Origin of the sequence: Massilibacteroides sp., from assembly GCF_028705895.1 — a bacterium.
Classification (GTDB): Bacteria; Bacteroidota; Bacteroidia; order Bacteroidales; family Tannerellaceae; genus Massilibacteroides.
The window spans coordinates 17505-43190 of sequence record NZ_JAQWCQ010000011.1 but is presented as its reverse complement, the minus strand read 5'-3'; the positions used below and the strand labels follow the sequence as shown (position 1 = coordinate 43190).

Annotated in this window: 17 protein-coding genes; 7 read left to right on the top strand and 10 right to left on the bottom strand. The window is 40.2% G+C overall.

The window, feature by feature from the left end; translation table 11 throughout:
* Nucleotides 1–10 precede the first annotated feature (10 nt).
* The 4 genes from trkA to sprA all read left to right on the top strand — a co-directional run bounded on the left by trkA (nt 11) and on the right by sprA (nt 10902).
* Nucleotides 11–1348 (top strand): Trk system potassium transporter TrkA, encoded by a 1338-nt coding sequence (trkA, locus tag PHT93_RS04510; RefSeq protein ID WP_300240009.1) that lies wholly within the window; start codon nt 11–13, stop codon nt 1346–1348.
* A 14-nt stretch (nt 1349–1362) separates the two neighbouring features.
* Nucleotides 1363–2814, top strand: coding sequence for a TrkH family potassium uptake protein (locus PHT93_RS04505; RefSeq protein WP_300240007.1), 1452 nt, complete (start codon nt 1363–1365; stop codon nt 2812–2814).
* A gap of 92 nt (nt 2815–2906) precedes the next feature.
* Nucleotides 2907–3500, top strand: a complete 594-nt coding sequence (gene ruvA, locus PHT93_RS04500; RefSeq protein ID WP_300240005.1) for a Holliday junction branch migration protein RuvA — start codon at nt 2907–2909, stop codon at nt 3498–3500.
* Between the two features lie 34 nt (nt 3501–3534).
* Nucleotides 3535–10902: a cell surface protein SprA gene (sprA, locus tag PHT93_RS04495; protein WP_300240002.1), complete on the top strand. Its 7368-nt coding sequence runs from the start codon at nt 3535–3537 to the stop codon at nt 10900–10902.
* A 12-nt stretch (nt 10903–10914) separates the two neighbouring features.
* Here sprA and PHT93_RS04490 read toward each other — a convergent pair whose 3' ends face one another.
* Nucleotides 10915–11613: a SprT-like domain-containing protein gene (locus PHT93_RS04490; RefSeq protein ID WP_300240000.1), complete on the bottom strand. Its 699-nt coding sequence runs from the start codon at nt 11611–11613 to the stop codon at nt 10915–10917.
* 187 nt (nt 11614–11800) lie between these two features.
* Between PHT93_RS04490 and gpmI the strand changes: the two genes are divergently transcribed.
* The 3 genes from gpmI (at nt 11801) to PHT93_RS04475 (ending at nt 14743) form a co-directional block, all read left to right on the top strand.
* The gene (gene gpmI, locus PHT93_RS04485; RefSeq protein ID WP_300239998.1) at nt 11801–13324 is read left to right on the top strand and encodes a 2,3-bisphosphoglycerate-independent phosphoglycerate mutase; all 1524 of its coding nucleotides are present in this window, start codon (nt 11801–11803) and stop codon (nt 13322–13324) included.
* Nucleotides 13325–13386: 62 nt separating this feature from the next.
* Nucleotides 13387–13974: a DUF3109 family protein gene (locus PHT93_RS04480; protein WP_300239995.1), complete on the top strand. Its 588-nt coding sequence runs from the start codon at nt 13387–13389 to the stop codon at nt 13972–13974.
* Entirely contained in the window at nt 13964–14743 is a 780-nt protein-coding gene (locus tag PHT93_RS04475; RefSeq protein ID WP_300239993.1) for a DUF3667 domain-containing protein, read from the top strand. Before PHT93_RS04480 ends, PHT93_RS04475 begins: the two co-directional genes overlap by 11 nt.
* A 22-nt stretch (nt 14744–14765) precedes the next feature.
* On the opposite strand, the gene PHT93_RS04470 is transcribed toward PHT93_RS04475, so the two are convergent.
* From PHT93_RS04470 to rimP, 9 genes are all read right to left on the bottom strand, one after another.
* Nucleotides 14766–15731 (bottom strand): GNAT family N-acetyltransferase, encoded by a 966-nt coding sequence (locus tag PHT93_RS04470; RefSeq protein ID WP_300239990.1) that lies wholly within the window; start codon nt 15729–15731, stop codon nt 14766–14768.
* A 17-nt stretch (nt 15732–15748) separates the two neighbouring features.
* The gene (locus PHT93_RS04465; RefSeq protein ID WP_300239986.1) at nt 15749–16570 is read right to left on the bottom strand and encodes a 1-acyl-sn-glycerol-3-phosphate acyltransferase; all 822 of its coding nucleotides are present in this window, start codon (nt 16568–16570) and stop codon (nt 15749–15751) included.
* Nucleotides 16571–16743: 173 nt separating this feature from the next.
* Nucleotides 16744–18087 (bottom strand): Fe-S cluster assembly protein SufD, encoded by a 1344-nt coding sequence (gene sufD / locus PHT93_RS04460; RefSeq protein ID WP_300240074.1) that lies wholly within the window; start codon nt 18085–18087, stop codon nt 16744–16746.
* Between the two features lies 1 nt (nt 18088).
* Complete coding sequence (gene sufC, locus PHT93_RS04455) at nt 18089–18844, bottom strand: Fe-S cluster assembly ATPase SufC (protein ID WP_300239983.1); 756 nt, start codon at nt 18842–18844, stop codon at nt 18089–18091.
* A gap of 21 nt (nt 18845–18865) precedes the next feature.
* Nucleotides 18866–20311, bottom strand: a complete 1446-nt coding sequence (gene sufB, locus PHT93_RS04450) for a Fe-S cluster assembly protein SufB (RefSeq protein WP_300239981.1) — start codon at nt 20309–20311, stop codon at nt 18866–18868.
* Nucleotides 20312–20336: 25 nt separating this feature from the next.
* Nucleotides 20337–20825: a CvpA family protein gene (locus PHT93_RS04445; protein ID WP_300239980.1), complete on the bottom strand. Its 489-nt coding sequence runs from the start codon at nt 20823–20825 to the stop codon at nt 20337–20339.
* A gap of 9 nt (nt 20826–20834) precedes the next feature.
* Nucleotides 20835–23783: a translation initiation factor IF-2 gene (infB, locus tag PHT93_RS04440; RefSeq protein WP_300239977.1), complete on the bottom strand. Its 2949-nt coding sequence runs from the start codon at nt 23781–23783 to the stop codon at nt 20835–20837.
* A 21-nt stretch (nt 23784–23804) separates the two neighbouring features.
* Nucleotides 23805–25070, bottom strand: a complete 1266-nt coding sequence (gene nusA, locus PHT93_RS04435) for a transcription termination factor NusA (RefSeq protein WP_300239974.1) — start codon at nt 25068–25070, stop codon at nt 23805–23807.
* Between the two features lie 6 nt (nt 25071–25076).
* The gene (gene rimP, locus PHT93_RS04430) at nt 25077–25544 is read right to left on the bottom strand and encodes a ribosome assembly cofactor RimP (RefSeq protein ID WP_300239971.1); all 468 of its coding nucleotides are present in this window, start codon (nt 25542–25544) and stop codon (nt 25077–25079) included.
* Nucleotides 25545–25686: the final 142 nt, after the last annotated feature.

Below are 25686 nucleotides of genomic sequence, written 5' to 3'. Positions count from 1 at the left end.
AAATTAGTATATGAAGATCATTATTGCCGGAGCCGGTGAAGTTGGGACTCATCTCGCGAAAATGTTGTCGCAGGAGAATCATGATATCATATTAATGGATCCGGATGAAAAACGGCTACTCTTGCCGGGATCAAATTCAGAGATACTACCAATGGTTGGCGATCCGACCTCATTACGAGATCTGGAAAACGCCGGTATATCAAAAACAGATTTATTCATAAGTGTAACTCCTTATGAACCAACAAACATAACCGCCTGTATTTTAGCGTCAAATTTAGGCGCAATTAAAACATTTGCCCGCATTAACAACTATGAATACCTTCTTCCCAAGAACAAGGAGCGTTTTGAGAAATTAGGCATTAATGCAATGATTTACCCGGAAATGTTAGCCGCAAGAGAAATTGTTACTGCAGTACAACATCCTTGGGCAAGGCAATATTGGGAATTATTTGGAGGGATGCTAATCTTAGTTGGTGTGAAAATCCGTAGTAATTCCCGCTTGGTTGGTAAATATTTGTACGAACTGAAAGAAGACGACAAGCTCTTTCACGTCGTCGCAATAAAGAGGCGAAACAGTACGATTATCCCTAATGGAACAGACTGTATTTCAGATGGGGATATCGTATTTTTCACGACCACAAAAGCACACGTAAAAGATGTGCAAACGCAAGCAGGGAAAAACAATCCCGAAGTAAAAAAGATTTTCATTATGGGAGCAAGCCGTATCGCCTTGCGTTCCTGTCAATATCTACCGAATAATATACGAATCAAGGTTTTAGAAACAAATGACGAAACAAGTCAGTCGTTTGCCGAAGTAGCCCCGGGTAATGTACTCGTCATTAATGGAGACGGTAGAAATACAGAATTACTGATACAAGAAGGGATACGGGATGCGCAAGCGTTTATCGCGTTAACGGATAATCCCAGCACGAATATTCTGGCTTGTCTTGCAGCCAAGCAATTCGGCGTTTCTAAAACAATTGCGCAGGTAGAGAATCTCGATTATATACCTTTGGCAAACGACATGGATATTGGCTCTGTAATCAACAAAAAGCTAATTACGGCAGGAAATATTTATCAGTTCCTTTTGGATGCGGATGTTGCAAACATGAAGTTCTTAGCTTTTTCGAACGCTGATGTAGCAGAAGTCATTGTGAAACCAGGTTCAAAAGTGACCAAAAAACCAATTAAGGATTTAGGACTACCTAAAGATCTTACTCTTGGAGGACTAATCCGTAATGGAGAGCCAATGATCATTCATGGAGACATCCAGTTGCAGGAGAATGATCATGTAGTTATTTTCTGTCTCGAGAATGTAATACATGAATTAGAGAAAATTTTTAGATAACCCCGGTTTTAATTATGCCTAATATTCGTTTTGTCATAAAGATTTTGGGTATGATGCTGATCCTTGAATCTTTATTCATGTCATCAGCAGTTTTAGTTGCATTATACTACAAAGGAGATGATTTTATACCCTTATTGACATCGTGTATAATTATGCTGTCAACAGGCTTTGTCTTTTTCTTATTCGGAAGGAAAACAAAAGACCCCGGGAACGGAAGAAGAGAAGGTATGCTTATCGTAACACTAACCTGGTTATTACTTTCTTTTGTTGGGATGTTGCCTTATTATTTAGGAGGATATGTAAATTCTATTGCCGATGCTTATTTTGAGACTATTTCTGGTTTTACAACAACCGGTGCATCAATACTGACAGACATTGAAGCTTTACCTCACGGAATCCTATTCTGGCGTAGTTTGACACAATGGCAGGGAGGTATAGGAGTAATTGTCTTTACGGTAGCCATACTTCCTATATTCGGGGTAAGTGCTTCTCAAATGTTTGAAGCTGAAACAACAGGTATTACACATGAACGTTTTCTACCACGCATCACGCAAGTAGCAAAACGCATATGGGGGGTATATCTTCTTCTTACGGTTGTTGTTTTTCTCTTATTACTGGCAGGACCAATGGAAACTTTCGACGCTTTAAATCATGCACTTACATCTATTTCCACAGGCGGTTATTCAACAAAAAACACCAGCTTAGCTTATTGGCATTCAGCATACATTGAATATGTTACTATTTTTGCAATGTTTATTGGAGCGGTAAATATGAGCTTAATCTATTTCTGCTTCAAAGCGCAGTTCCAAAAACTTTTTAAAGACGAAGAGTTCCGCTGGTTTGTCGGTATCATCGTATTTACTGCGACAATTATTGCTGTTTGGATTAATGTAAATAATTTTGAGTCAGGTGAACGATCAATAAGAAGTGCACTTTTTCAGGTAATTACTTTAATATCCAGTACTGGTTTTGCGACTGACAATTACATTGAATGGGGACCTTTTATTTGGTTTATCGTGTTAATACTTATGTTTATCTCAGGATGTGCCGGTTCAACAAGTGGAGGACTAAAAGTTTCCCGATTCGTTGTTTTATCAAAAAATTTATCTAATGCGTTTAAGAAACAAACACATCCACATGCAGTTATACCGGTCAGAATTAATGGTCGAGCCATATCTGCAGATTTAGTACACCGTATCTTAGCTTTCGTCTTTGCTTATTTAACCTTAATAGTGGTTAGTTGTTTAATTCTGACATTTATGGGGGTTGGTTTTGAAGAAGCTACCGGAGCTGCTGTTTCCTGTATCGGAAACATTGGTCCAGGATTAGGTGAGCTCGGTCCTATATCCAATTATGCGTCAATTCCTGATGCAGCAAAATGGTACCTTGGTTTCCTAATGATGGTAGGACGTTTAGAGATATTTACTGTTTTAACAATTCTGGTTCCGGGCTTCTGGAAACAATAGCCGAACAACGAGTAAAACTAATTTGGCTTCTATATACGCTTTTGCTCATTTTTACGTTATAATAGATACGAGATTTTTATAATCAGAAGAAAATGATTGAATATATTAGAGGTGAAATCGCCGAATTAACCCCAACGCGTATGATTCTGGAATGTGCGGGCATTGGTTATGAATTGAATATTTCACTAAACACATACAGCGCATTTAATGGCAAAAAGAACGGGTTGGTTTATGTTTATGAGGTAATCCGCGAAGATGCTCATTTATTATTTGGTTTTTCTGAAAAGACAGAACGGGAATTATTCCTTATGTTGATCACAGTATCGGGTGTAGGTCCGAATACGGCAAGAATGATTTTATCATCATTCCCACCCGTAGATCTGATTCAGGTCATTGCCAATAAAAATGAAACCGCATTGACTTCAGTAAAAGGTATTGGATTAAAAACAGCACAACGTATTTTAGTTGATCTGAAGAACAAAGTACAGACCGCTTCTATAGCTAGCGACACGGCACAAACAAATAGTCCTTTTGCCGGCGGCGCTTTAGCAGAAGAGGCTATTGCGGCACTTACGATGTTGGGATTTCAGAAAAACCCATCTCAAAAAGCGGTTGTTGCTATTTTAAAAGAATCTCCGGGGTTGTCGGTAGAACAGGTTATAAAGGCGGCATTAAGAATGCTGTAAGTCCACTTTTTAAAGGATGGATTGCTAAGGTGCAATGAAACAAAAGTTTTTTAAATATATTGTATGGCTGGTGCTGCTTCTATTCGGCGTAAGTCTGTATTCTCTGAATGCGGACTTCTTAGTGTCTTCCTTGACCTCGCCGGAAATAACATTAGCAGAAGGTTTTGCGCCGGAAGATTCTATTACTCCACGCTATCCGGTCACCAAAACTATTCCTGAAGAATACAATGATTTAAAAAATCAAGCTCCTCTTGACCTCAAGAATCCGGACAATATAAAGACAACGATTGAATATGATCTTAAATCGGGAACGTATATCGTCCGTACTCGTTTAGGCGATATGGAGCTGGGCACTCCGATGACACTTACTCCGGAAGAATACCAAAACTACAGTATGCAGGAATCACTTCGTTCCTATTTCCGTCAACGGAATGAGGAAGAATTCAGAAAAGAAGCGGAGAAAGAATTCAACCTGACGGATATGCAGTTTGATCTTGGGATTGGGGAACGTATCTTCGGAGCGGGTGGAGTGAAGGTTAAAACGCAGGGTAGCGCGGACATTACTTTAGGAATGAAACGAAATTCCACCAAAAACCCGTCGCTTCCCGAACGCGCCAGAACACGTACGTTCTTTAACTTTGATGAAACGGTTCAGCTAAATGTAAATGCAAGCGTTGGAACAAAGGTGAACTTCGGAATGAATTATAATACGGAAACGTCATTTGATTTTGATTCCAAACGTTTAAAATTAGCTTATACGGGTGAAGAAGACGAGATCATAAAATCGTTAGAGGCCGGAAATGTTAGTATGACCACCAATAATTCACTTATTAATGGCGGGGCGGCATTATTTGGGATGAAAGCGGATCTTCAGTTCGGAAAATTGAGGATCAATGCATTATTAGCCCAACAGGAGTCACAATCGAAAACAGTTAATTCGCGAGGGGGAGTGCAAACTCAGTCATTCGAGATCAAAGCAGATTCTTATGATGAGAACCGTCACTTCTTCTTATCTCATTACTTCCGTGACACATACGATAACTATTCCAATCAGGCTCCGAATGTTCGTTCCGGGATATTGATCAGCCGTATTGAAGTATGGGTGACAAACAAACGAAGTAATTATGAGCAGGCACGTAATATTGTAGCTTTCTCTGATCTGGCTGAAAGTAAACATATTTCGAATCCTCAGTTCATATCGAATGGAGGCAGTGTAAATCCTCGAAACAAGGCAAATTCACTCTATGAAACCATCGTGAACAACTACTCTGAAGCACGTGACAAAAGCAAGGTAAATCAAACATTTTCCGGATTTATTGAAGAAGGCGTAGATTATGAAAACATTGAAAGTGCCCGTCTGCTCGAAGAGACAGAATATACATTCAATAAATATTTAGGATATATCTCATTAAAATCTCAACTACAGGCAGATGAAGTATTAGCGGTTGCGTATGAATATACATACAATGGGCAAGCATATCAGGTAGGAGAGTTTTCCACAGACGATACTGAACAGACAACAAGTAATTTGTACGTTAAATTACTAAAGGGAACTAACATGTCACCCGTCATGCCGTTCTGGGATTTAATGATGAAGAACATTTATTCTCTGGGGGCTTACTCTGTGCAATCAGAAAAATTTAAATTGGACATCCTATACCAAAGTGACACAACAGGTACTTATCTGAATTATTTATCTGAGGGGGCAATTAAGGATTCAATTCTTTTACGGGTAATGAACTTGGACCGTCTTAACTCTCAGAGACAAGCTTATCCGGATGGGATTTATGACTTCCTTGAAGGTTATACGATTCTATCAGAAAACGGTAAGGTCATCTTCCCCGTAGTCGAACCGTTTGGTTCGCATCTGCGTAAAAAGATAAACAATGATGTACTGGCAGACAAATATGTATTCCAGGAGCTATATGATACAACACAAACTGCAGCTCAACAGATAGCAGAAAAAAACAAGTTCATTCTTCGGGGAGAGTACAAGGCTTCTTCCGCAGCAGAGATAGATTTAGGGGCAAGTAATGTGCCCAGAGGTTCCGTTCGTGTTACTGCGGGTGGTGTTGTGCTGACAGAGAATGTGGATTATACCGTAGATTATACGTCAGGACGCGTAACCTTATTGAACGAAGCCATTATCTCAAGCGGAACAGATGTCAGCGTAACACTGGAAGACAGGAGCATGTTCAGCATGCAACGAAAAACGATGATGGGACTTGACCTCAATTATGAGCTTAGTAAGAACCTGACCTTAGGTGGAACAATCATGCACTTATCCGAAATGCCCCTCACTACAAAAACGGCTTTTGGAGACGAATCAATCAAAAATACACTCTGGGGGTTAAACATGTCATACAGGTCAGAGAGTCAGTGGCTCACGAACTTAGTAGATAAACTTCCTCTTCTTACGCTTACTAAGCCGAGTCAGATTTCGTTCAATGCAGAATTTGCGAATTTAATAGCTGGTCATTACGAAAACAAAAACACAGGTGGTTATTCGTATTTAGATGACTTTGAATCTACACAAACCGGTTTTGACCTGCTTAATCCTTATCCGTGGACATTGGCCAGCACTCCAAATGGAGCAACAGATGGGGATTCCGAAACAGAGCTTTTCCCCGAATCTTCGTTTACGAACGATATTGCATACGGTAAGAACAGGGCATTATTGGCTTGGTACTATATTGATGGCATTTTCACCCGTGAAAACTCCACGCTTATGCCGGGTCATATTAAGAATGATAAAGACATGCGCTCCAATCACTACATGCGTGGTGTAAAAACAACCGAACTATACCCGAATAGAGATCAGAGCGTCTATTCTGATAATAATTTATCTATTTTAAACTTGGCTTATTACCCCAATGAAAGAGGGCCATACAATTTAGATGCAGATTTAGTCAATCCGGACGGAACACTACAAAATCCGGAGAAACGTTGGGGAGGTATTATGCGCAAAATCGACCAAAGCGATTTTGAAACAGCCAATATTGAATACATAGAGTTCTGGATGATGGATCCGTTTATCTATGACAACACGGTGGACGGTGGAGATTTGTATTTTAACCTCGGAGATATTTCGGAAGACATTCTCAAAGATGAAATGAAATTCTTTGAAAACGGTCTGCCGATTGACGGAGACACGTCAAAGGTCGAACTTACGCCCTGGGGTAAAGTTCCTCGAATACAAAGCACAGTGTACGCCTTTGACAATACAGCCGGTGCCAGAGCACTACAGGATGTCGGATTAAATGGTCTATCTTCTGATGAAGAGAAAGAATATCCTACCTATGTAGAATACCTGAATAAGCTCCAGACAAAATTGTCAGGAGATACCTGGAATAATATGCTAAACGATCCTTTTTCGCAAAGGAATGATCCGGCAGGAGACACGTTCAGTTATTTCCGTAGTTCATACTATGATTCTCAGGAAGCAGATATTCTTACTCGTTACAAACGATATAACGGAACGGAAGGTAATTCCGCAGAAAGTTCAGGAAGTTATAATGCTGCCGCAAAGACATTACCGGATGTAGAAGACCTAAACCAAGACAATACGTTAAGCAAGAACGAACGATATTTCCAATACAAGGTGGAATTACGTCCTTCTAAGATGAAAGTTGGTAGTAATTACATTGTAAACGTACAACAGGTAAAAGTTGATTTACCTAATGGCGATAAGGAACATGAAACGATTAACTGGTATCAATTTAAGATCCCAATCAAACAACCTCAGAAAAAAGTAGGTTCGATTCAGGACTTTAAGTCAATCCGTTTTATGCGTATGTTTATGACCGATTTTAAAGAAACCACCATTCTTCGTTTTGGGAAATTTGAGTTGGTTCGTGGTGAGTGGCGTACATATGAACAGGACTTATCAGCTCCGGGAACCTTGCCAACGAACAAAGGTACTTTAGACGTTTCGACTGTCAACATTGAGGAAAACGGCAGCAAACAACCGGTAAGTTATGTACTACCTCCGGGAATCAGCCGTACATACGATCCGGGACAACCACAGATACAATTACAAAATGAGCAAGCAATTTCACTTAAAGTAACGGATCTGGCTTCACAAGACGCACGTGCTATTTATAAAAACACGAGCTATGACTTGAGACAATATAAGCGTTTGCAATTGTTCACTCATGCCGAAGCGCTGGAAGATAATTCGACTAATTTGCGAGACGGCGAATTCTCGGTATTTCTTCGTTTAGGATCGGATTACAAAAACAACTATTACGAATATGAAGTAATGACGAAACTAACTCCTCCGGGAAGTTATTCGTCCAACAACGAAGGAGATCAGGAGACTGTCTGGCCGGATGTTAATAAATTGAACTTTAATCTGGAGGTATTAACAGATTTGAAGCAGCAGCGTAATAAAGCAAAGAGAGAAGGAGATACAGGAGTTAGTTTTCAGCAAATATACTCCGGATATGACCCGGACAACCCCAATAATATCATCAGTGTAGTAGGTAATCCAAGTCTGGCGGAAGTAAAGACAATCATGATCGGAGTCCGCAATAACTCTAAAGATCGGAAAAGTGGAGAAATATGGGTTAACGAATTACGTCTGACTGATTATAATGAAGAAGGAGGCTGGGCGGCAAATGCAAATCTGAATGTTAATCTATCTGATTTAGGTTCAGTAAACCTCTCCGGACGAATCGAGACAGCAGGGTTCGGCGCATTGGACCAGTCGGTTAATGAGCGCCGTTTGGACGACTACTCTCAATTCAATGTGGCAACCAATATCGAATTAGGAAAATTCTTTCCTGAAAAAGCAAAAGTAAGTATCCCGTTGTATTATTCTTACTCGAAGGAAATAACCTCTCCGAAATACAACCCGTTGGACAAAGACATTGAACTAAAAGATGCATTAAATAATCTTACGACAGAAGCAGAAAAAGATTCTGTGAAGTCACTTTCTCAAGATGTTACCGTATCCAAAGGAATCGCGTTCAATAATGTACGAGTAAATATAAGAAGTAAGACACCGATGCCTTATGACCCGGCAAACTTCTCTTTTGGTTATTCTTTCCGAGAAAGCAATATACGAAATCCGGAAACCGTTTATGAGACGACAAAAGATTACAATGGTAATTTTGCCTACACTTATGTGCCTTATGTTAAACAGTTCAAGCCGTTTGAAAAGATGGCATCCAATGCCGGTTATACAAGATTCCTGAAACAACTGGGGATAAACTACCTGCCTTCAAATATTAGTTTTCAGACAGCCATGACGCGTAATTATTACGAGATACAATTACGTGATCTGACGAATTTGGAAAACTCAAATATACCGGCATCGTTCAGTCAGAACTTCAATTGGGACAGAGCTTTTAATCTTTCCTGGGCATTAACGAATAACCTGAATTTCTCGTTCACCTCTGGGACGAATGCACGTATAGAAGAGCCTTATATGCAGGTAAACAAGAAATTGAATCCTGACCAATACCAGGTTTGGAAAGATTCCGTGATACAAAGTATCCTTGATTTAGGAACACCTATGAAATACGACCAGAGCTTCGTTGCCACATATAATATGCCTTTCCAGTTTATTCCTGTTTTAGACTGGGTTACGGGATCGGCAACATATAACTCGACATACAACTGGGAACGTGTAACAACGGTTGATGAGACAGAAGTGGGAAACACAATCCGAAACCAACGTCAAGTTGATATACAAGGCGGATTGAATTTGCTTAACCTGTACAATAAAAATAAGTTTCTGAAAGATATCAACCAGAAATTTGGTGCTACGCGTTCTACGACTCAAAGAGGAAAACAGCAAACAACCAAACGCAAACCAACTGTCTTAGAAAGAGAAGTGACTCTTAATACGGACAGTGGAACGATCGTTCAACATGGATTACTAACAAAAAAACTGTATGTCAGAGCTAAGGGAGCCGATGGTAAGGTGTATAATATAAAATACAAAACGCTTGACTTCGCCCGGATACAGATTCTCAATAAAGATACGGTAACGCTGAAGTTAAGCATTAAGCCCGGTCTGCCGCCAACAGAAGATTTTGCTTATAAATCACTCCAGCATCTTACTCGTTTTGCAATGATGGTACGCAGAATAAACATCCAGTATAGTCTTACCGATGGAATGATGCTCCCGGGCTTTTTGCCGGAGATAGGTTCTGTTTTCGGGCAAAAGAATTATACTGCAGGCATGGCTCCGGGATTAGGATTTGCTTTTGGAGATGTAAGACGTTCGTACATCGACGATGCTGCTGACAAAGGTTGGTTGGTGATGGACGAATCTATTCTTACGCCGGCCATGATAAGTAAGGCCACCACGCTGAATGTCCGGGCAAATCTGGAGCCAATAAACGGGTTAAAGATCGATCTGAATGCAAACCGTGTGGAAACCAAGACGTCCGACATTAAGTTTATGTTGAGCGGGATGCCTGAAACGTTGGGTGGAAATTTCACCATGACCACCATTACATTCGGAACGGCATTCCAAAGTATAGGAAATCAGGAAAACGGATACAATTCAAAAGCATTTGAACAACTACGAAGTAACCGGGAAATAATAGGTACCCGAATAGACAATAATTATGCCGCACTGAACGGTAGTTCAACTAAGATCAGCAGAAACTCGTCTGACGTACTGATACCGGCCTTCCTTTCCGCTTATACGGGACAGAGTGCAAACAAGGTGGGACTTACTCCTTTCCCATCCTTATCTAATCTGCGTCCGAATTGGAGAATCACATACGATGGTCTGGTAAAACTGCCTTTCATCAAAGACCGTTTTAAAAGTGTGGTATTAAGCCATCAATACAGGTCTTCATACAACGTAGGATCATATACTTCTTTCCTTCAGTGGGAAAATGCAGGTAACGGAATGGGGTACGTGAACGGGCTTCCTTCTTCTCCCTATTCTATTTCGTCAGTAAGTATCTCAGAGAGTTTCACTCCTCTGTTCGGAGTAGATGCTACATTCTTAAATAATATCACATCAAAATTAGAATACCGGAAAATCCGAAACCTCAGCCTCAATTTATCCTCTTACCAGATAGTCGAGGCGTTAACAAACGAATTTATTGTTGGTGTTGGCTATAAACTAACAGAATTCAACAAGGTGTTGAACATGAAGAAGACAGAGAATTTCAGCAATGACCTGACTATCCGTCTGGACTTTTCACATCGACGCATACAATCTCTTATCCGAAAGATAGAAGATGGGCTTACACAACCAACAACCGGCAACATAGCAAAGACACTCCAATTCTCGGCTGATTATGGATTCAGTCGCTCTCTCACCTTACGTGCCTTTTACGATTTACAGATCAATGAGCCCTTGGTTTCAAGCACCACCTACCCTACATCCAATTCAAACTACGGTGTTACCGTCCGGTTCTCTTTATCTCAATAAATGAGACATATGCTATATCGTATGGTAATTCTTTAACTGCGCACGGAGTAACTTCGCCTTATTATCCGTCACGCTATCCATCAAACGCCAGAAATGTTCATTGTGACTCATCTCCATGGTATGACAAAGTTCATGCAAAAGGACATAATCAATCAAATGATCCGGTAAGAACATCAATGAGCGAGACAGATTTATCCCCTTCCGGGCGTTACAACTCCCCCAATTGGTTTTACTTTTTGTAATTTTCACATCGGTATAAGAAAAATGATATTTGCGAGCTAATTCCCTCAAACGAAATGGCAACACACGGTTGGCTTCATGCCGTAAAGCTCTGCCAAGCAAATCCTGTAGTATTTCCTGAACCTGCTCTTTTGCAAAATCCGTATTTACAGGACAAGCGATATGCAATATACCATCTTCAAGCGTCATATAATAATTCGTCCTCTCGGCACAAAAAATATGAAGTTTAAATGTATTTGTCTGCAAATCGGTCGATTCATCAAGCACAGTCTTTGCCGGTCGTTTGTCAAGAGCTTTGAGCAATTGTTTTCGCTTATCTTCGATAAAAGATAACATTTTCTTCTCATCCCCGTCCCAGGGTAGAACAGCAACAATCCCTCCCTCGGATATTTTAAGTGTATATCGACTGGCTCTCGGACTTCTACGAAAGGTTATCGTTCCTAATTCTTTATCTTCAATTTCCCATTCCATTCAGAAAACAAAAATAATACATTGTCAAGAAGAAGCGATACAGTCGGTGTCTGTATTTAAATAAACAATTAGAAAGTATGTATTTTCACAACAGTACTATTCTTTTATTTCCTCCCGTAATAAATCGGAAATGGCTATCTTTGCGGTGATTATACGAAATAGTAACTAAAATTGAATATCTGAAATTATGGGCAAAAAGGCACTCTTAATCATTTGCGATGGTTGGGGAATTGGTAATCAAAGTAAAAATGATGTTATCTTTTCAACCCCTACTCCTTATTGGGACAGTTTATTAGAGAATTATCCAAACTCCCAGTTGCAGGCGTCGGGTGAGAACGTAGGGCTTCCTGACGGGCAAATGGGTAACTCTGAAGTTGGACATCTCAACATTGGAGCAGGACGCGTGGTTTATCAGGACTTAGTAAAGATCAATATCGCTTGTCGCGACAATTCGATTCTTCAGAATCCTGAAATCGTACGTGCTTATAGTTATGCAAAAGAAAACAATAAGAATATACATTTCCTTGGTTTGGTTTCTGATGGTGGTGTTCACAGTTCTCTGGAACATCTGATGAAGCTGACAGATATTGCGAAGGAATACGGTATCACAAAATCATACGTACATTGCTTTATGGACGGACGAGATACCGACCCGAAGAGTGGAAAAGGGTTTATTGAAGAACTGGAGAAACATCTGGAATCAACAGGTGGTAAGATTGCCTCCATAGTAGGTCGCTATTATGCGATGGACAGAGACAAACGCTGGGAGCGCGTAAAAGTGGCTTATGATCTTTTAGTACATGGCACCGGGAAACCCGCCGAATCTATGGTAAAGGCTGTAGAAGAATCTTATGCGGAAGGGGTTACGGATGAATTTATTAATCCGATCGTTCATACGGAGAACGGCAAGCCGGTGGCTGTGATCGAAGAAGGGGACGTGGTTATTTTCTTCAACTACCGCAACGACCGCGCAAAAGAATTGACAGTGGTACTTACTCAACAAGATATGCCTGAAGCAGGGATGAAAACAATCCCAGGTTTGCATTATTTCTGTATGACTCCTTACGATGCCAATTTCAAAGGAGTACATATCCTGTTCGATAAAGATAACGTAAGCAACACGTTAGGTGAATACATCGCAGAGCAAAAGAAAACGCAGCTTCACATTGCTGAAACTGAAAAATATGCGCACGTGACCTTCTTCTTTAACGGTGGACGTGAAGAGCCGTTTGAAGGAGAAGACCGTATTCTTGTTCCTTCTCCAAAAGTAGCAACTTACGATCTGAAACCGGAGATGAGTGCATACGAGGTAAAAGATAAATTGGTAGAAGCAATCAATACAGAGAAATACGACTGCATCATCTGCAACTATGCAAACGGAGACATGGTAGGCCATACCGGTATATATGAGGCTATTGAGAAAGCGGTAGTTGCTGTAGATGCTTGTCTTCGCGATACCGTAGAAGCAGCAAAAGCCAAAGGGTATGAAGTGATTATCATTGCAGACCATGGAAATGCGGATAATGCAGTAAATGCAGATGGTAGCCCGAACACCGCGCACTCGCTGAATCCGGTTCCCTTCGTTTACGTAACAGAACGCAAAGATGCGAAAGTAGAAAACGGTATTCTGGCAGACGTAGCGCCATCATTATTGGCAATCATGGGATTATCCCAGCCATCAGAAATGACGGGACGTTCGTTAATTAAATAAATGACAATATCATCATTGTAGAGACAAGGTATATCTTGTCTCTACAATTTATATATTTATCCATGATTCAAATAGAAGACACGCTGATCAGTTTAGACATCATTGAAAAAAAGTTCATCTGTGATCTGGTACAATGCAAAGGGGCATGTTGCGTGGAAGGTGATTCTGGCGCACCACTTGAAGGTAGTGAATACCAAATTATTAAAAAAATATTACCTCAAGTATGGGAGTATTTGTCTCCCGAAGCTCAGGCTGTTATCAATAAGCAAGGTGTAGGCTATGTGGATGAAGATGGGGAAATTGTAACTTCATTAGTGAACGGACGTGATTGTGTATTTACTTATTATGATGAAAAAGGCATCTGCAAATGTGCGATAGAGAAGGCTTATCGTGAAGGGAAAATTGATTTTCACAAACCGGTATCATGTCATTTGTATCCGATACGCGTTGCCAAGTATAACACTTTCCGTGCGCTTAATTACAATAAATGGAAAATCTGTAAACCGGCAGAACTACTGGGAAACAAAGAAGGAGTTCCGATATATAAGTTTTTAAAAGGACCTTTAATCCGGAAATTTGGAGAAGCCTGGTATTCTGAGCTTGAGACAGTGGCAACAGAATGGGAAAAACAAAAAAAAGATGAAATGTAAAAATTGCAATTCAGAAGTCAACACGCCGTATTGTCCATACTGCGGACAGGAAAGCGACACCTCTTCTCTCACTTACAAGTCATTGGCTCAAAGTGTAATGTTGAGTTTCGGTACGGTTGACAGGGGTATGATTCGTACGCTGATTGATCTTTTCGTACGGCCGGCACGTATGTCAATCGAGTATATTCATGGCAGGCGGGTTACGTTTTTTGCCCCCTTCCAATTGCTTTTCATTATGGCTACTGCCTACATGATTATTTATTTCTGGAGTGGAGAAAATAGTGATTTCACGTTTAACGATGATATTAAGGATTTACTATCTCCGGCGTTGAATACTTTTGCCACCAAATTAATTCGCTTTTTTCAGAACAACAGAGGCATCATGTGGGTCTGTTGCATTCCTTTACAAGTCTTTGTGTTTCGTATGTTATACAAAGAGGTGCGTTATCGCTTCACATGGGTAGAAACGTGTTTCATTGCGGCTTACTTCTTTTCTCAGATTATTATCGTTGAACTACTTGCCGTGTTATACAATCTTGTATTTTCATCTTATTCTATAAGTGACAACACGCTCATGTTTACTTATCTGTTATTGTTAAGCTATGATATGAAGCAATTAACAGGAGGCACATGGAAGAAAAACATCTTCAAATGCATCTATAGTCAGCTATTGTTTTACATTCTCTTGGGAATTCTTGCTATCGTAGCAATAGGAATAGCTATTGCATTTTATGAAGCAATAGTAATACCGGAAGATATATTTGAGTAAGACTTCTTCCGGCATTTTTTAATTATTCTGCATTCTTAATCAACCCGGTTGATTGCAGTTCCTCTTTCAGATAAGTTTCGATGTGACGCTTCTTCTTATCTTCCAGAATTTCATTGATCGCAATAAGAATGCCGGTTTCTTCTACTTCTCCGAACTCATGATTAATTGCGGTTCCGAACACACGCATACGAGGAGAAAGACTCATATAAGCGTTCACCAAAGGAGGTACATTGATACCTAATTTACGCACCTCTGTGTTCAGTATTTTATAGTTCTCTTTAAAATCTTTATGCGGGAAAAGAGTTTTCATCTTCTCCATGTCCATGTCGGTCTGAAGTGGATAGATCGGAGTAATCAGATTATCTTTGTCCGGGAAATGCAAACCCAGGAAATACAAAAGCATATTACGGGCTTCCGTATTGTATGTATTATACATCGTAACTTTCCCGAAATAATATTTCAGCGTAGGATCAACCACAGACAAAGCACCCAGTCCATCCCACAGGTTGTCTAAAACAAATAAACCTTTGGAACCAGCACGCGTCGATTGATATTCAAGAGTAACAAATGAACGCCCGAGCTCCACAATATAAGGAAGGTAGTCTTTTACAAATCTCTCTGAAAAATTGAACAGATGAGAAGTTGCTAACATCGGCTTTCCGGCTGCATCAAATTTCACATCAGAACCGCATAAAAAGCGGTAACCACCTAATATCATATCGTCTTCCGGACTCCACACCACAAGCTGCCGATAAGCATTATCCATCGTGTCGTATTCGTCAATATCCATCTCAAGACCTGTCCCGCCTCCATACCAACGAAATGCAATCTCGCGCAATCTCGCAATCTCGCGCATAACGTTAGGCGAATCATGAGCCGTAACAATATAAATCTCATTGTTGGATTTATTGGTTCTTCGTAAGAGTTTATCCTTTGTTAATTCAGCTTTAAGCAATTTCTTATCAACCGGACTTATTATCTCCTGCATCTGCATAGTGCTATTTACTAAAGTTTATATACGATTTCTTTCACCCATTCAGCCCACTCGGCAGGCTTTTTACTCTTGTCAAACGTCTGCCAGGGAATAGGCCTTCCAAAATATATTTTAAACGTTTTGTGTTTTGATTTAAACATTTCATCCGGCAAATAGATCATTTCATAGTTCATCTTTATTCCTAAAGCTTTCCTGACATTAGCTAAACGATAAAAGAAAGAAGAATTCTTTCCTTCAAAACGAATAGGAATAATATCACGTTTATATTCTACCGCTTTCTGAATAAAAGATTTTTTCCACTCCAGATCAACAATCTCTCCTTTTATCTTACGGGAACAAAGCCCTGCGGGAAAAGTGACAATCTGATTATCCGAAGCATAGGCTTCTTCGATAAGTCGGGCAGCATCTTTCCCTTGCGCCCCATGTTTATTAACCGGAACAAAGATCGTTTTCAGGTTAGAAAGATAAAGAAGAAGATCGTTCACAAGATATTTTATCTTGCCTTCAAACTTATTCCCTATAACAGCAGATAGACATATCCCATCCAATCCTCCCAATGGGTGATTAGAGGCAAAAATGAACCGTCCTTCATCAGGCACATTTTCTTCATTTACAAGTTTTAATGTCAGGTCAAAATACCCAATCAATTCTTGCATGAAGTCCACACCTTGCTTATCCTGATAGATAGTCAGAATATGGTTTAGTTCATCTTGATGGACTGTTTTCACCAAATAGTCGACAATAAATCCCGGTATTTTCCCTGCAAGGGAAGGTGACTTTTGCCTTAAGATTTGTTTGATATCTATTCTGCAAATATTATTTTTATCTGCCATACACTGAATTATATCTTGTCGCAAAGATAGGGTTATTAATCAAAACAACACTTTCTTAACATCTTTATTTATCTTAATGAGCAGGCGACATCCTTCAGAAACATAAAAGATTAGAAAAAAAGCGGAGAATGAATTGACCATTCTCCGCTTTAGCAAATTATTTATTTAACTTCTTATCTGCAATTTCTACAGGCAGAACATGTCGCCAATTCTCCACGGAAACGTTTTTCTATCAGACCCTTCAGTCGCTCCTGCAATGGTTCAAGACGTACATGATCAAGCACATCGGCAGTAAAAGCGACACTCAGCATCATACGGGCTTCAGCTTCGGGAATACCACGACTTCTTAAATAGAAAAGCGCATTTTCATCTAATTGTCCGGTTGTCATCCCATGCGAGCATTTTACATCATCCGCATAAATTTCTAATTGGGGCTTACTGTACATACGAGCTTCACGAGAAGTACATAAGTTACGGTTACTTTGATAGGCACGGGTTTTCTGCGCATCTTTTTTTACTAAGATTCGAGCACAGAAAGCTCCCGTAGATTTGTCATTCAGAACGTTTTTAAACAGTTCCGTACTATGGCAATTGGGAACAGCATGCGTTATGTGACTATAGACATCGATATGTTTTTCTTTGTCCATTATCCCCATGCCAGACAAGGTCGTTTCTGCATGCTCACCATTTAGTTCTACATAGTAATTATTTCTGCTAATGCCGTTTATCAATGTAATATCATTAATAAGGACATTAGAATTTGCAGCTTGTTGAACATGCAGGGAAGAAAATCGGGTAGTAAGATCGTTCGTCTCTTCAAGCTCATAATAATCGAAAACCGCCCCCTCTTCCGCAAAAATCTCAACAACCTGCGTAGTAAGAAATTTTTTATAATCAAGACAATGATCACACACCAACAAGCGAGCCTGAGAATGGGGTTCTATAATAATCAGAATACGACGGTTAGCCATCATTTCTACATTACTACGCAAAATATTGATTAATTGCATTGGTTTCTCTACGACTACTCCCTTAGGCACATAGATAACAAATCCGTCCTGCGCTAACATCGTATTCAGAGCAATCAGACCATCATGTGAAGAAGATGCTGCTTTTCCGTAGTAACGGGCAGCCACTTCGGGATAGTTTTCAGAAAACTTCTTAAACCCACCTATATATACGCCTTCCGGCAGATTTTTATCTTTATGCGTCTTTTCCACATAGGCGTCGTTGACCACAAAATAAAGCGATGTTCCAAGATTCGGCACATCACAATGAAATACATCCTCTGGTTTAAAGGAAATATCCAAACGATTCAAGTTTACCCCATAGTCAGGAGTAAATGCCTTCTGTACATCCGTATATTTGTAGTTTTCGTCTTTCACGGATGGAAAGCCCATCTGTTTAAAGTCTTCGAAGGCCTGAGTCCGAAGATTATTCATCACCTCAGGAGAATGTTTACGAATTAGTTTCTCATGTTGGGCGAATAAATCAATATATTGTTTTTCTGCTCCCATATCACGCTTCTGTTTCAATCTCTTTAACCCAATCGTATCCTTTTTCTTCCAGTTCCAATGCTAATTCCGGCCCGGCACTCTTTACGATACGTCCATTATAAAGGACATGTACAAAATCCGGTTTAATATATTCTAATAACCGTTGGTAGTGTGTAATCACGATCGCAGCATTTTCTGCCGTTCTCATCTGGTTCACACCACGTGCCACAATACGCAAGGCGTCGATATCCAAACCACTATCCGTTTCATCCAGAATAGACAACTTTGGTTCGAGCATCGCCATCTGGAATATTTCATTTCTCTTCTTCTCACCGCCTGAGAACCCTTCATTTACGCTACGGCCGGCCAATTTATTATCCAACTCTACAATTGCGCGTTTTTCACGCATCAATTTAAGAAAATCCGTTGCCGAAACAGGTTCCAATCCATTGTATTTACGGTGTTCGTTTAATGCTGCACGCATAAAGTTAACCATACTCACTCCAGGTATTTCAACCGGATACTGGAAACTAAGGAAAATTCCTTCACGGCTACGATCTTCCGGTTCAAGTTCAAGAAGATCCTTACCATTATATATCACTTTTCCTTCTGTTACTTCAAAAGCAGGGTTACCAACCAAGACACTACTCAGTGTACTCTTACCGGAACCGTTCGGCCCCATAATCGCGTGAATTTCGCCTGCATTTACTGTCAGATTTATTCCCTTTAATATCTCTTTACCGTCCACATTGGCGTGTAAGTTCTTTATCTCTAACATAGTTTTATATAGCTTTACTGATTATCCGACACTGCCTTCTAATGATATACTAAGCAGCTTTTGCGCCTCAACCGCAAATTCCATCGGTAATTTATTCATAACTTCTTTTGCATATCCATTTACGATCAGTCCAACAGCTTCTTCAACCGAGATACCGCGTTGCTGACAATAAAACAACTGCTCTTCACTGATTTTACTTGTTGTTGCTTCATGTTCGATTACTGCTGTTTCGTTTTGCACGTCTGCATAAGGGTAAGTATGTGCACCACAGGTAGAGCTCAACAATAAACTGTCGCATTGACTATGGTTACGAGCTCCTTCAGCACGAGACGAGATCTTCACCAATCCGCGATAGCTATTATGGCTGAATCCCGCAGATATTCCTTTCGATACAATACGACTTCTGGTATTCTTACCTAGATGAATCATCTTTGTTCCGGTATCTGCCTGCTGGTAATTATTCGTTACCGCAACGGAGTAAAATTCTCCAACCGAGTTATCTCCAGCTAAAATACAGCTTGGATATTTCCAGGTAATGGCAGAGCCGGTTTCTACCTGCGTCCAGGATATCTTACTGTTTTCGCCTTTGCAAAGACCTCTTTTGGTCACAAAATTATAGATCCCCCCCTTACCTTCTTTATCACCGGGATACCAGTTTTGCACAGTCGAATATTTAACTTCGGCATTTTTCTGCGCCACAATTTCTACGATTGCAGCATGCAGTTGATTCTCATCACGCATCGGTGCAGTGCAACCTTCCAGATAGCTTACATATGAGTCATCATCAGCTACGATAAGTGTCCTTTCAAACTGACCTGTGTTTGCCGCATTTATCCGGAAATATGTACTTAGTTCCATAGGACATCTAACCCCTTTGGGTATATAGACAAAAGACCCATCCGAGAAGACGGCAGAGTTTAACGCTGCGAAAAAGTTATCACGATAACTTACCACACTTCCTAAATATTGCTGCACTAAATCAGGGTGATGCAATACTGCCTCACTAAACGAACAAAAGATTATACCTTTCTCCGCCAGAGTTTCTTTAAAGGTCGTTTTCACGGAAACACTATCCATGACCGCATCTACAGCCATGCCACTCAATATCTTTTGTTCTTCCAACGGAATACCCAGCTTATTAAACGTATTAAGCAATTCCGGATCTACCTCATCCAGACTTTTCGGTCCTTCTTTCTTCTTCGGAGCTGCATAATAAATGATGTCCTGATAATCTATTGGAGGGATAGTGAGATGTGGCCAGGTAGGCATCTCTAAAGTAAGCCAGTGACGAAATGCTTTCAATCTAAAATCCAGCAACCATTCAGGCTCATTCTTTTTTGCGGAAATAATACGAACCGTTTCTTCATCTAAACCTTTATGAATCGTCTCCGTATCAATATCAGTAACAAATCCGTACTTATATTCATTGGTTGTTACCTCATTTAATATATCATTTGATTCCTGCATTATACTTTATTTAAAAAACAATCATTTACTCATTATTAAACAACTTGTACGGGTAAATGGTTGGCACGATTTCCTTTATTGGGAAATAAAAACGGGATTCTATCTTAACTTCAGGCGAAAGAAGTTTATTCTTCTTGTCAATAAATTCAAGTGTGTTCAGACATAAACTCAAAAAAAGGAGCATAACTAACAGTCCGAATGCTCCTCCTCCTAAATGATTTACTATACTAAGTGGTGTGGCTCCGATCACTCTGTGTACGATCTCACCCGCCAGAATAATAAGTCCTAAGATTAAAATAAATCCTGCTACACAACTGATTATTGAAACCGAATCTTCCGGGAACCATCCCAATTGAGTAATATATACTTCAAGCCAAGTTGCCACTTTCGAACAGAAAAAGATAGCAACAATCAAGGCTATAAGCGAAACAACCTGTTTGATCATTCCATCAAACAGGCCTTTCATTAATCCCACTCCTGCCAGACATACAAATACAATGTCCAACCAGTTCATGTTTTTGTTTTATAATGTTTTTTTAACTTCAACCTCTTCGTATGCTTCGATTATATCGCCCACCTTAATATCATTATAGTTCGTGATATTAAGTCCGCATTCATATCCGAAAGCAACCTCTTTCACATCGTCTTTAAAGCGCTTCAAAGATCCTAATTCACCAGAATAGATAACAATACCGTCACGTATCAGGCGTATCTTGTTAGAACGTTTGATCTTTCCTTCTTTCACCATACAACCGGCTACAGAACCGACCTTAGTAATCTTGAAGACTTCACGTACTTCCACATTCGCTGTAATTTCTTCTTTAACTTCAGGCGCAAGCATACCCTCCATAGCGCTCTTCACATCTTCGATCGTATCGTAGATAATTGAATATAAACGAATCTCCACTCCTTCTTTGTCTGCCTGGCGTCTTGCCGATTGAGACGGGCGTACCTGGAATCCGATTATAATGGCATTAGAAGCAGCAGCAAGTACTACATCCGATTCTGAAATCTGTCCAACCGCTTTATGAATTACATTCACCTGGATTTCCGGTGTGGATAGACGGATAAGAGAGTCAGACAAGGCCTCTACAGAACCGTCCACGTCTCCCTTCACAATCACATTCAATTCCTGGAAGTTTCCGATAGCTATACGGCGACCGATATCATCCAACGTAAGCATTTTCTGCGTACGAAGACTAAGTTCACGTTGCAACTGTTCTCTACGATTAGCGATATCGCGTGCTTCCTGTTCTGTTTCTAATACATTAAATGTATCACCTGCCTGAGGAGCACCGTTCAATCCCAAAATCAATGCAGGTTCAGATGGACCTGCCTGTTCGGAACGTTGATTACGTTCATTAAACATAGCCTTTACGCGGCCATAATGCGTACCGGCAAGAACAATATCACCCATTTTAAGCGTACCATTCTCAACAAGAACCGTCGAAACATAACCACGTCCTTTATCAAGAGAAGACTCGATAATAGACCCTGTAGCTCTACGTTTCGGATTAGCCTTTAAATCAAGCAAATCAGCTTCAAGCAATACCTTTTCAAGCAATTCTTCTACACCGGTACCTTTCTTGGCTGATATTTCCTGACTCTGATATTTACCACCCCAGTCTTCGACCAGGTAGTTCATATTCGCAAGCTCTTCCTTAATCTTTTCGGGATTTGCATGCGGTTTATCTATCTTATTAATAGCAAATACAATCGGAACGCCGGCTGCAGCAGCATGATTAATGGCTTCTACTGTTTGAGGCATGACATTATCGTCCGCAGCCACGATGATGATTGCGATATCTGTCACCTTAGCTCCACGAGCACGCATAGCGGTAAACGCTTCATGACCCGGAGTGTCCAAGAATGTGATACGACGTCCGCTTCTCGGCAACTTCACATTATACGCTCCGATATGCTGCGTAATACCTCCGGCCTCACCGGCAATCACATTAGCATTACGGATACCGTCTAATAGTGACGTTTTACCGTGGTCAACGTGTCCCATAACCGTAACAATAGGTGGACGGGCAACCAAATCTTCTTCCGTATCCTCCTCCTCGTCCGCATTAATGGCTTCAACCACTTCTGCACTTACATACTCTGTTTTATAGCCAAATTCATCAGCAACGATATTGATCGTTTCAGCATCCAAACGTTGGTTTATAGAAACCATCATACCGATACTCATACAAGTACCGATAACTTGAGTAACCGGAACATCCATCATATTAGCCAAGTCGTTTGCTGTAACAAACTCCGTCAACTTCAATACTTTGCTTTCCTTTTCCTCTTGTTCCTGCAGTTCATGCTCACGCTTTACGGCAGCATCACGCTTGTCACGTCTGTATTTAGCACCTTTGTTCGTCTTATTACCTCTGTTGGTCAGACGAGCCAGTGTTTCTTTTACTTGTTTTTGTACATCCTCCTCACTTACTTCTGCCTTAACCGGCTTTTTCAGACGAGGCTTACGGAAGTCTTTATTTCCGCCACTGTTATGATGATGTCCTCCTCCTTGCGGAGCATTTGTACCCAACGTATTATTTACATCAACACGATCTTTCTTGATACGTTTACGTTTTTTCTTGGGATCTCCTTCGCCGGCTTTAATTGGACTTGCCTTAACCGGATTAGAAGAATTGTCTTTTCCACCACCTTGAGGATGAGATACTCCACCTTGGGGTTTATTATGACTATATCTTTCACGCTTATCTTCTCGTTCTTTTTTCCGTTCCTCTTTCGTTTTTTTCTTCGGACGGGTAGATTGATTAAGCGTATCCAGATCTATTTTTCCTGTAACTTTGATGTTGGACTCAAATTTCGGAGTATTTAACCGGAACAAAGAATCAGAAGCATCAGAGTTAGTAGTAGCCTCTTCTTTGTCTGTAGAATCGTTCTCCGGCTGTCTCTTTAATATCGGTTTAGAGACAACTTCAGGGTGTGCTTTTTTAACAATCTCTGTTTCCACAGTTATTTTATTTTCATCATTTAGTTTTTCTGCAGACGATTGTTTCTCAACAGCAGGTACCACCTCTTCCTTTTTTTCATGAACTACAGGCTTCTGCACAGGCAATTCCTGCACAGGCGTTTCGGGTTCAGGAGCAGAGGTCGGTGCTGACGAAACAGGTGTCTCCACCACTTCCGGACTCTTATTCAATTCATCCAGATCTATCTTTCCTTTTGTTACAAGCTTAGGTTTAAACTCCTCTGGAATTTCTGTTTTAATAACTTCCGGAGTCTCTTTTTTTGTGATATGCACTTTTTTAACAGGGCGTTCAAATGCAGGGCGTTCCCGTCCTCCGACATGCGAAGGTTTCCCAAACTCGTTTACGAGTAAAGTATATTGTTCATCACTGATCTTCGTGTTAGGATTACTCTCAACCTGATGACCTTTCTTATTCAGAAACTCCACAACCGTGGTGATCCCTACGTTTAAATCTCTTGTTACTTTTATTAATTTTATAGGCATATCAAAATTTATCGTAATACTTTATGCGTTTTCCTCGTCTTCAAATTCCGCAGCTAAAACAGCTAACACTTCATCAATAGTAGATTCTTCCAGATCAGTACGCTCAATTAGTTCGGCGCGGTCCATAGTCAACACATTCTTAGCCGTGTTACATCCAGTATTTTTCAATATATCCAGTACCCATGAATCGATTTCATCCGAGAATTCATCTAAATAAATATCTTCTTCATCTACACTATCAATATCACGGAATACATCAATTGTATATTCGGTCAGCATGCAGGCAAGCTTTATATTCAAACCACCCTTTCCGATTGCCAGCGAAACTTCCTCCGGACGTAAAGACACTTCTGCTTTATGTTCTTCTTCGTTGACACGAATTGAAGTAATCTTAGCCGGACTCAAAGAACGCTGAATAAAAAGAGAAATATTAGACGTATAATTAATCACGTCAATATTTTCATTTCTCAATTCGCGAACAATACCATGAATACGAGAACCTTTCATACCAACACAAGCGCCCACAGGATCAATACGGTCATCATAGGATTCTACAGCGACTTTTGCTCTTTCTCCCGGAATACGGGCAATCGCCTTGATTGTAATTAATCCGTCATTGATTTCGGGCACTTCTAATTCGAACAAACGTTGCAGAAATACTTTATCCGTACGGGATAAAATAATCTTCGGATTATTATTAATATTTTCCACACGTTGCACAATTGCCCGTACGGTTTCTCCTTTACGATAGAAGTCTGTCGGTATTTGCTCTGACTTCGGAAGAAGCAATTCATTCCCTTCATCATCAAGCAACAGAATTTCCTTTTTCCATACCTGATACACATCAGCAGCAATAATCGTCCCGATACGATCTTTATATTTTGCAAACAAACTGTCTTTCTGAAGTTCAAGTATCTTAGACGCTAAAGTTTGTCTCAGATTTAAGATAGCCCGTCTTCCGAATTTAGCAAAATGCACTTCATCCGTCACCTCTTCTCCTACTTCGCAGTCCGGATCTATCTCACGGGCTTGCGTCAGTGTCAATTGCAAATTCGAATCCTCCAGCTGGTCATCAGCTACCACCACGCGGTTTCTCCAAATTTCAAAGTCTCCTTTTTCAGGATTGATGATAACGTCATAGTTTTCATCCGTCCCAAACATTTTGGCTATTACATTACGGAATGACTCTTCAAGTACACTGATCATAGTGTCCTTGTCGATGTTCTTTAATTCTTTAAATTCCGCGAGCGTATCAATCATACTGACTGTTTCCTCTTTCTTGGCCATAATCTTTTACTTGAATCTTAGTAAATATTTTGTATGTTTTATTTCGTCAAAAGCATATGCCTGCTCTTCTTCAACAAGCACTTTCCTTTTTGCGCCTTCCGGTTTTATCCTTTTCTCCACAACGACAACAAGACCGTTCTCGTCTGCAAACTTCAGAATACCGGTAACCTTAATTCCTTTTACCAGCAATAACTCTACCTCTTTCCCAATATACTTTTTATATTGGCGAAACACTTTCAACGGTGAAGTTATTCCGGCCGATCCTACTTCCAGTTCAAAATCTTCCTTTTCCCTGTCTAAAGCATTTTCAATATAACGGCTCAATTCGGCACAATCATCAATCCCAATAGCATCGTCGCTATCTATCTCAACAACAATCATATTACCCGGCTTAATCTGAACATCTACCAGAAAAATCGTAGATGAAGCCAGTTTTTCCTCAGCGAGTCGAACTATTTCGTTTTTATCAATCATAGGTTCTAAATATGAGAATAAAGAAGGGGACTATCCGCCCCCTCCTCATCCTCGCCTCTTTTCAAGGTGCAAATATACAAATATTCAGAGACTTCGCAAAAGTTTTTCTTTTTTTATTCAGGCATAAGCTGAGAGACAAACC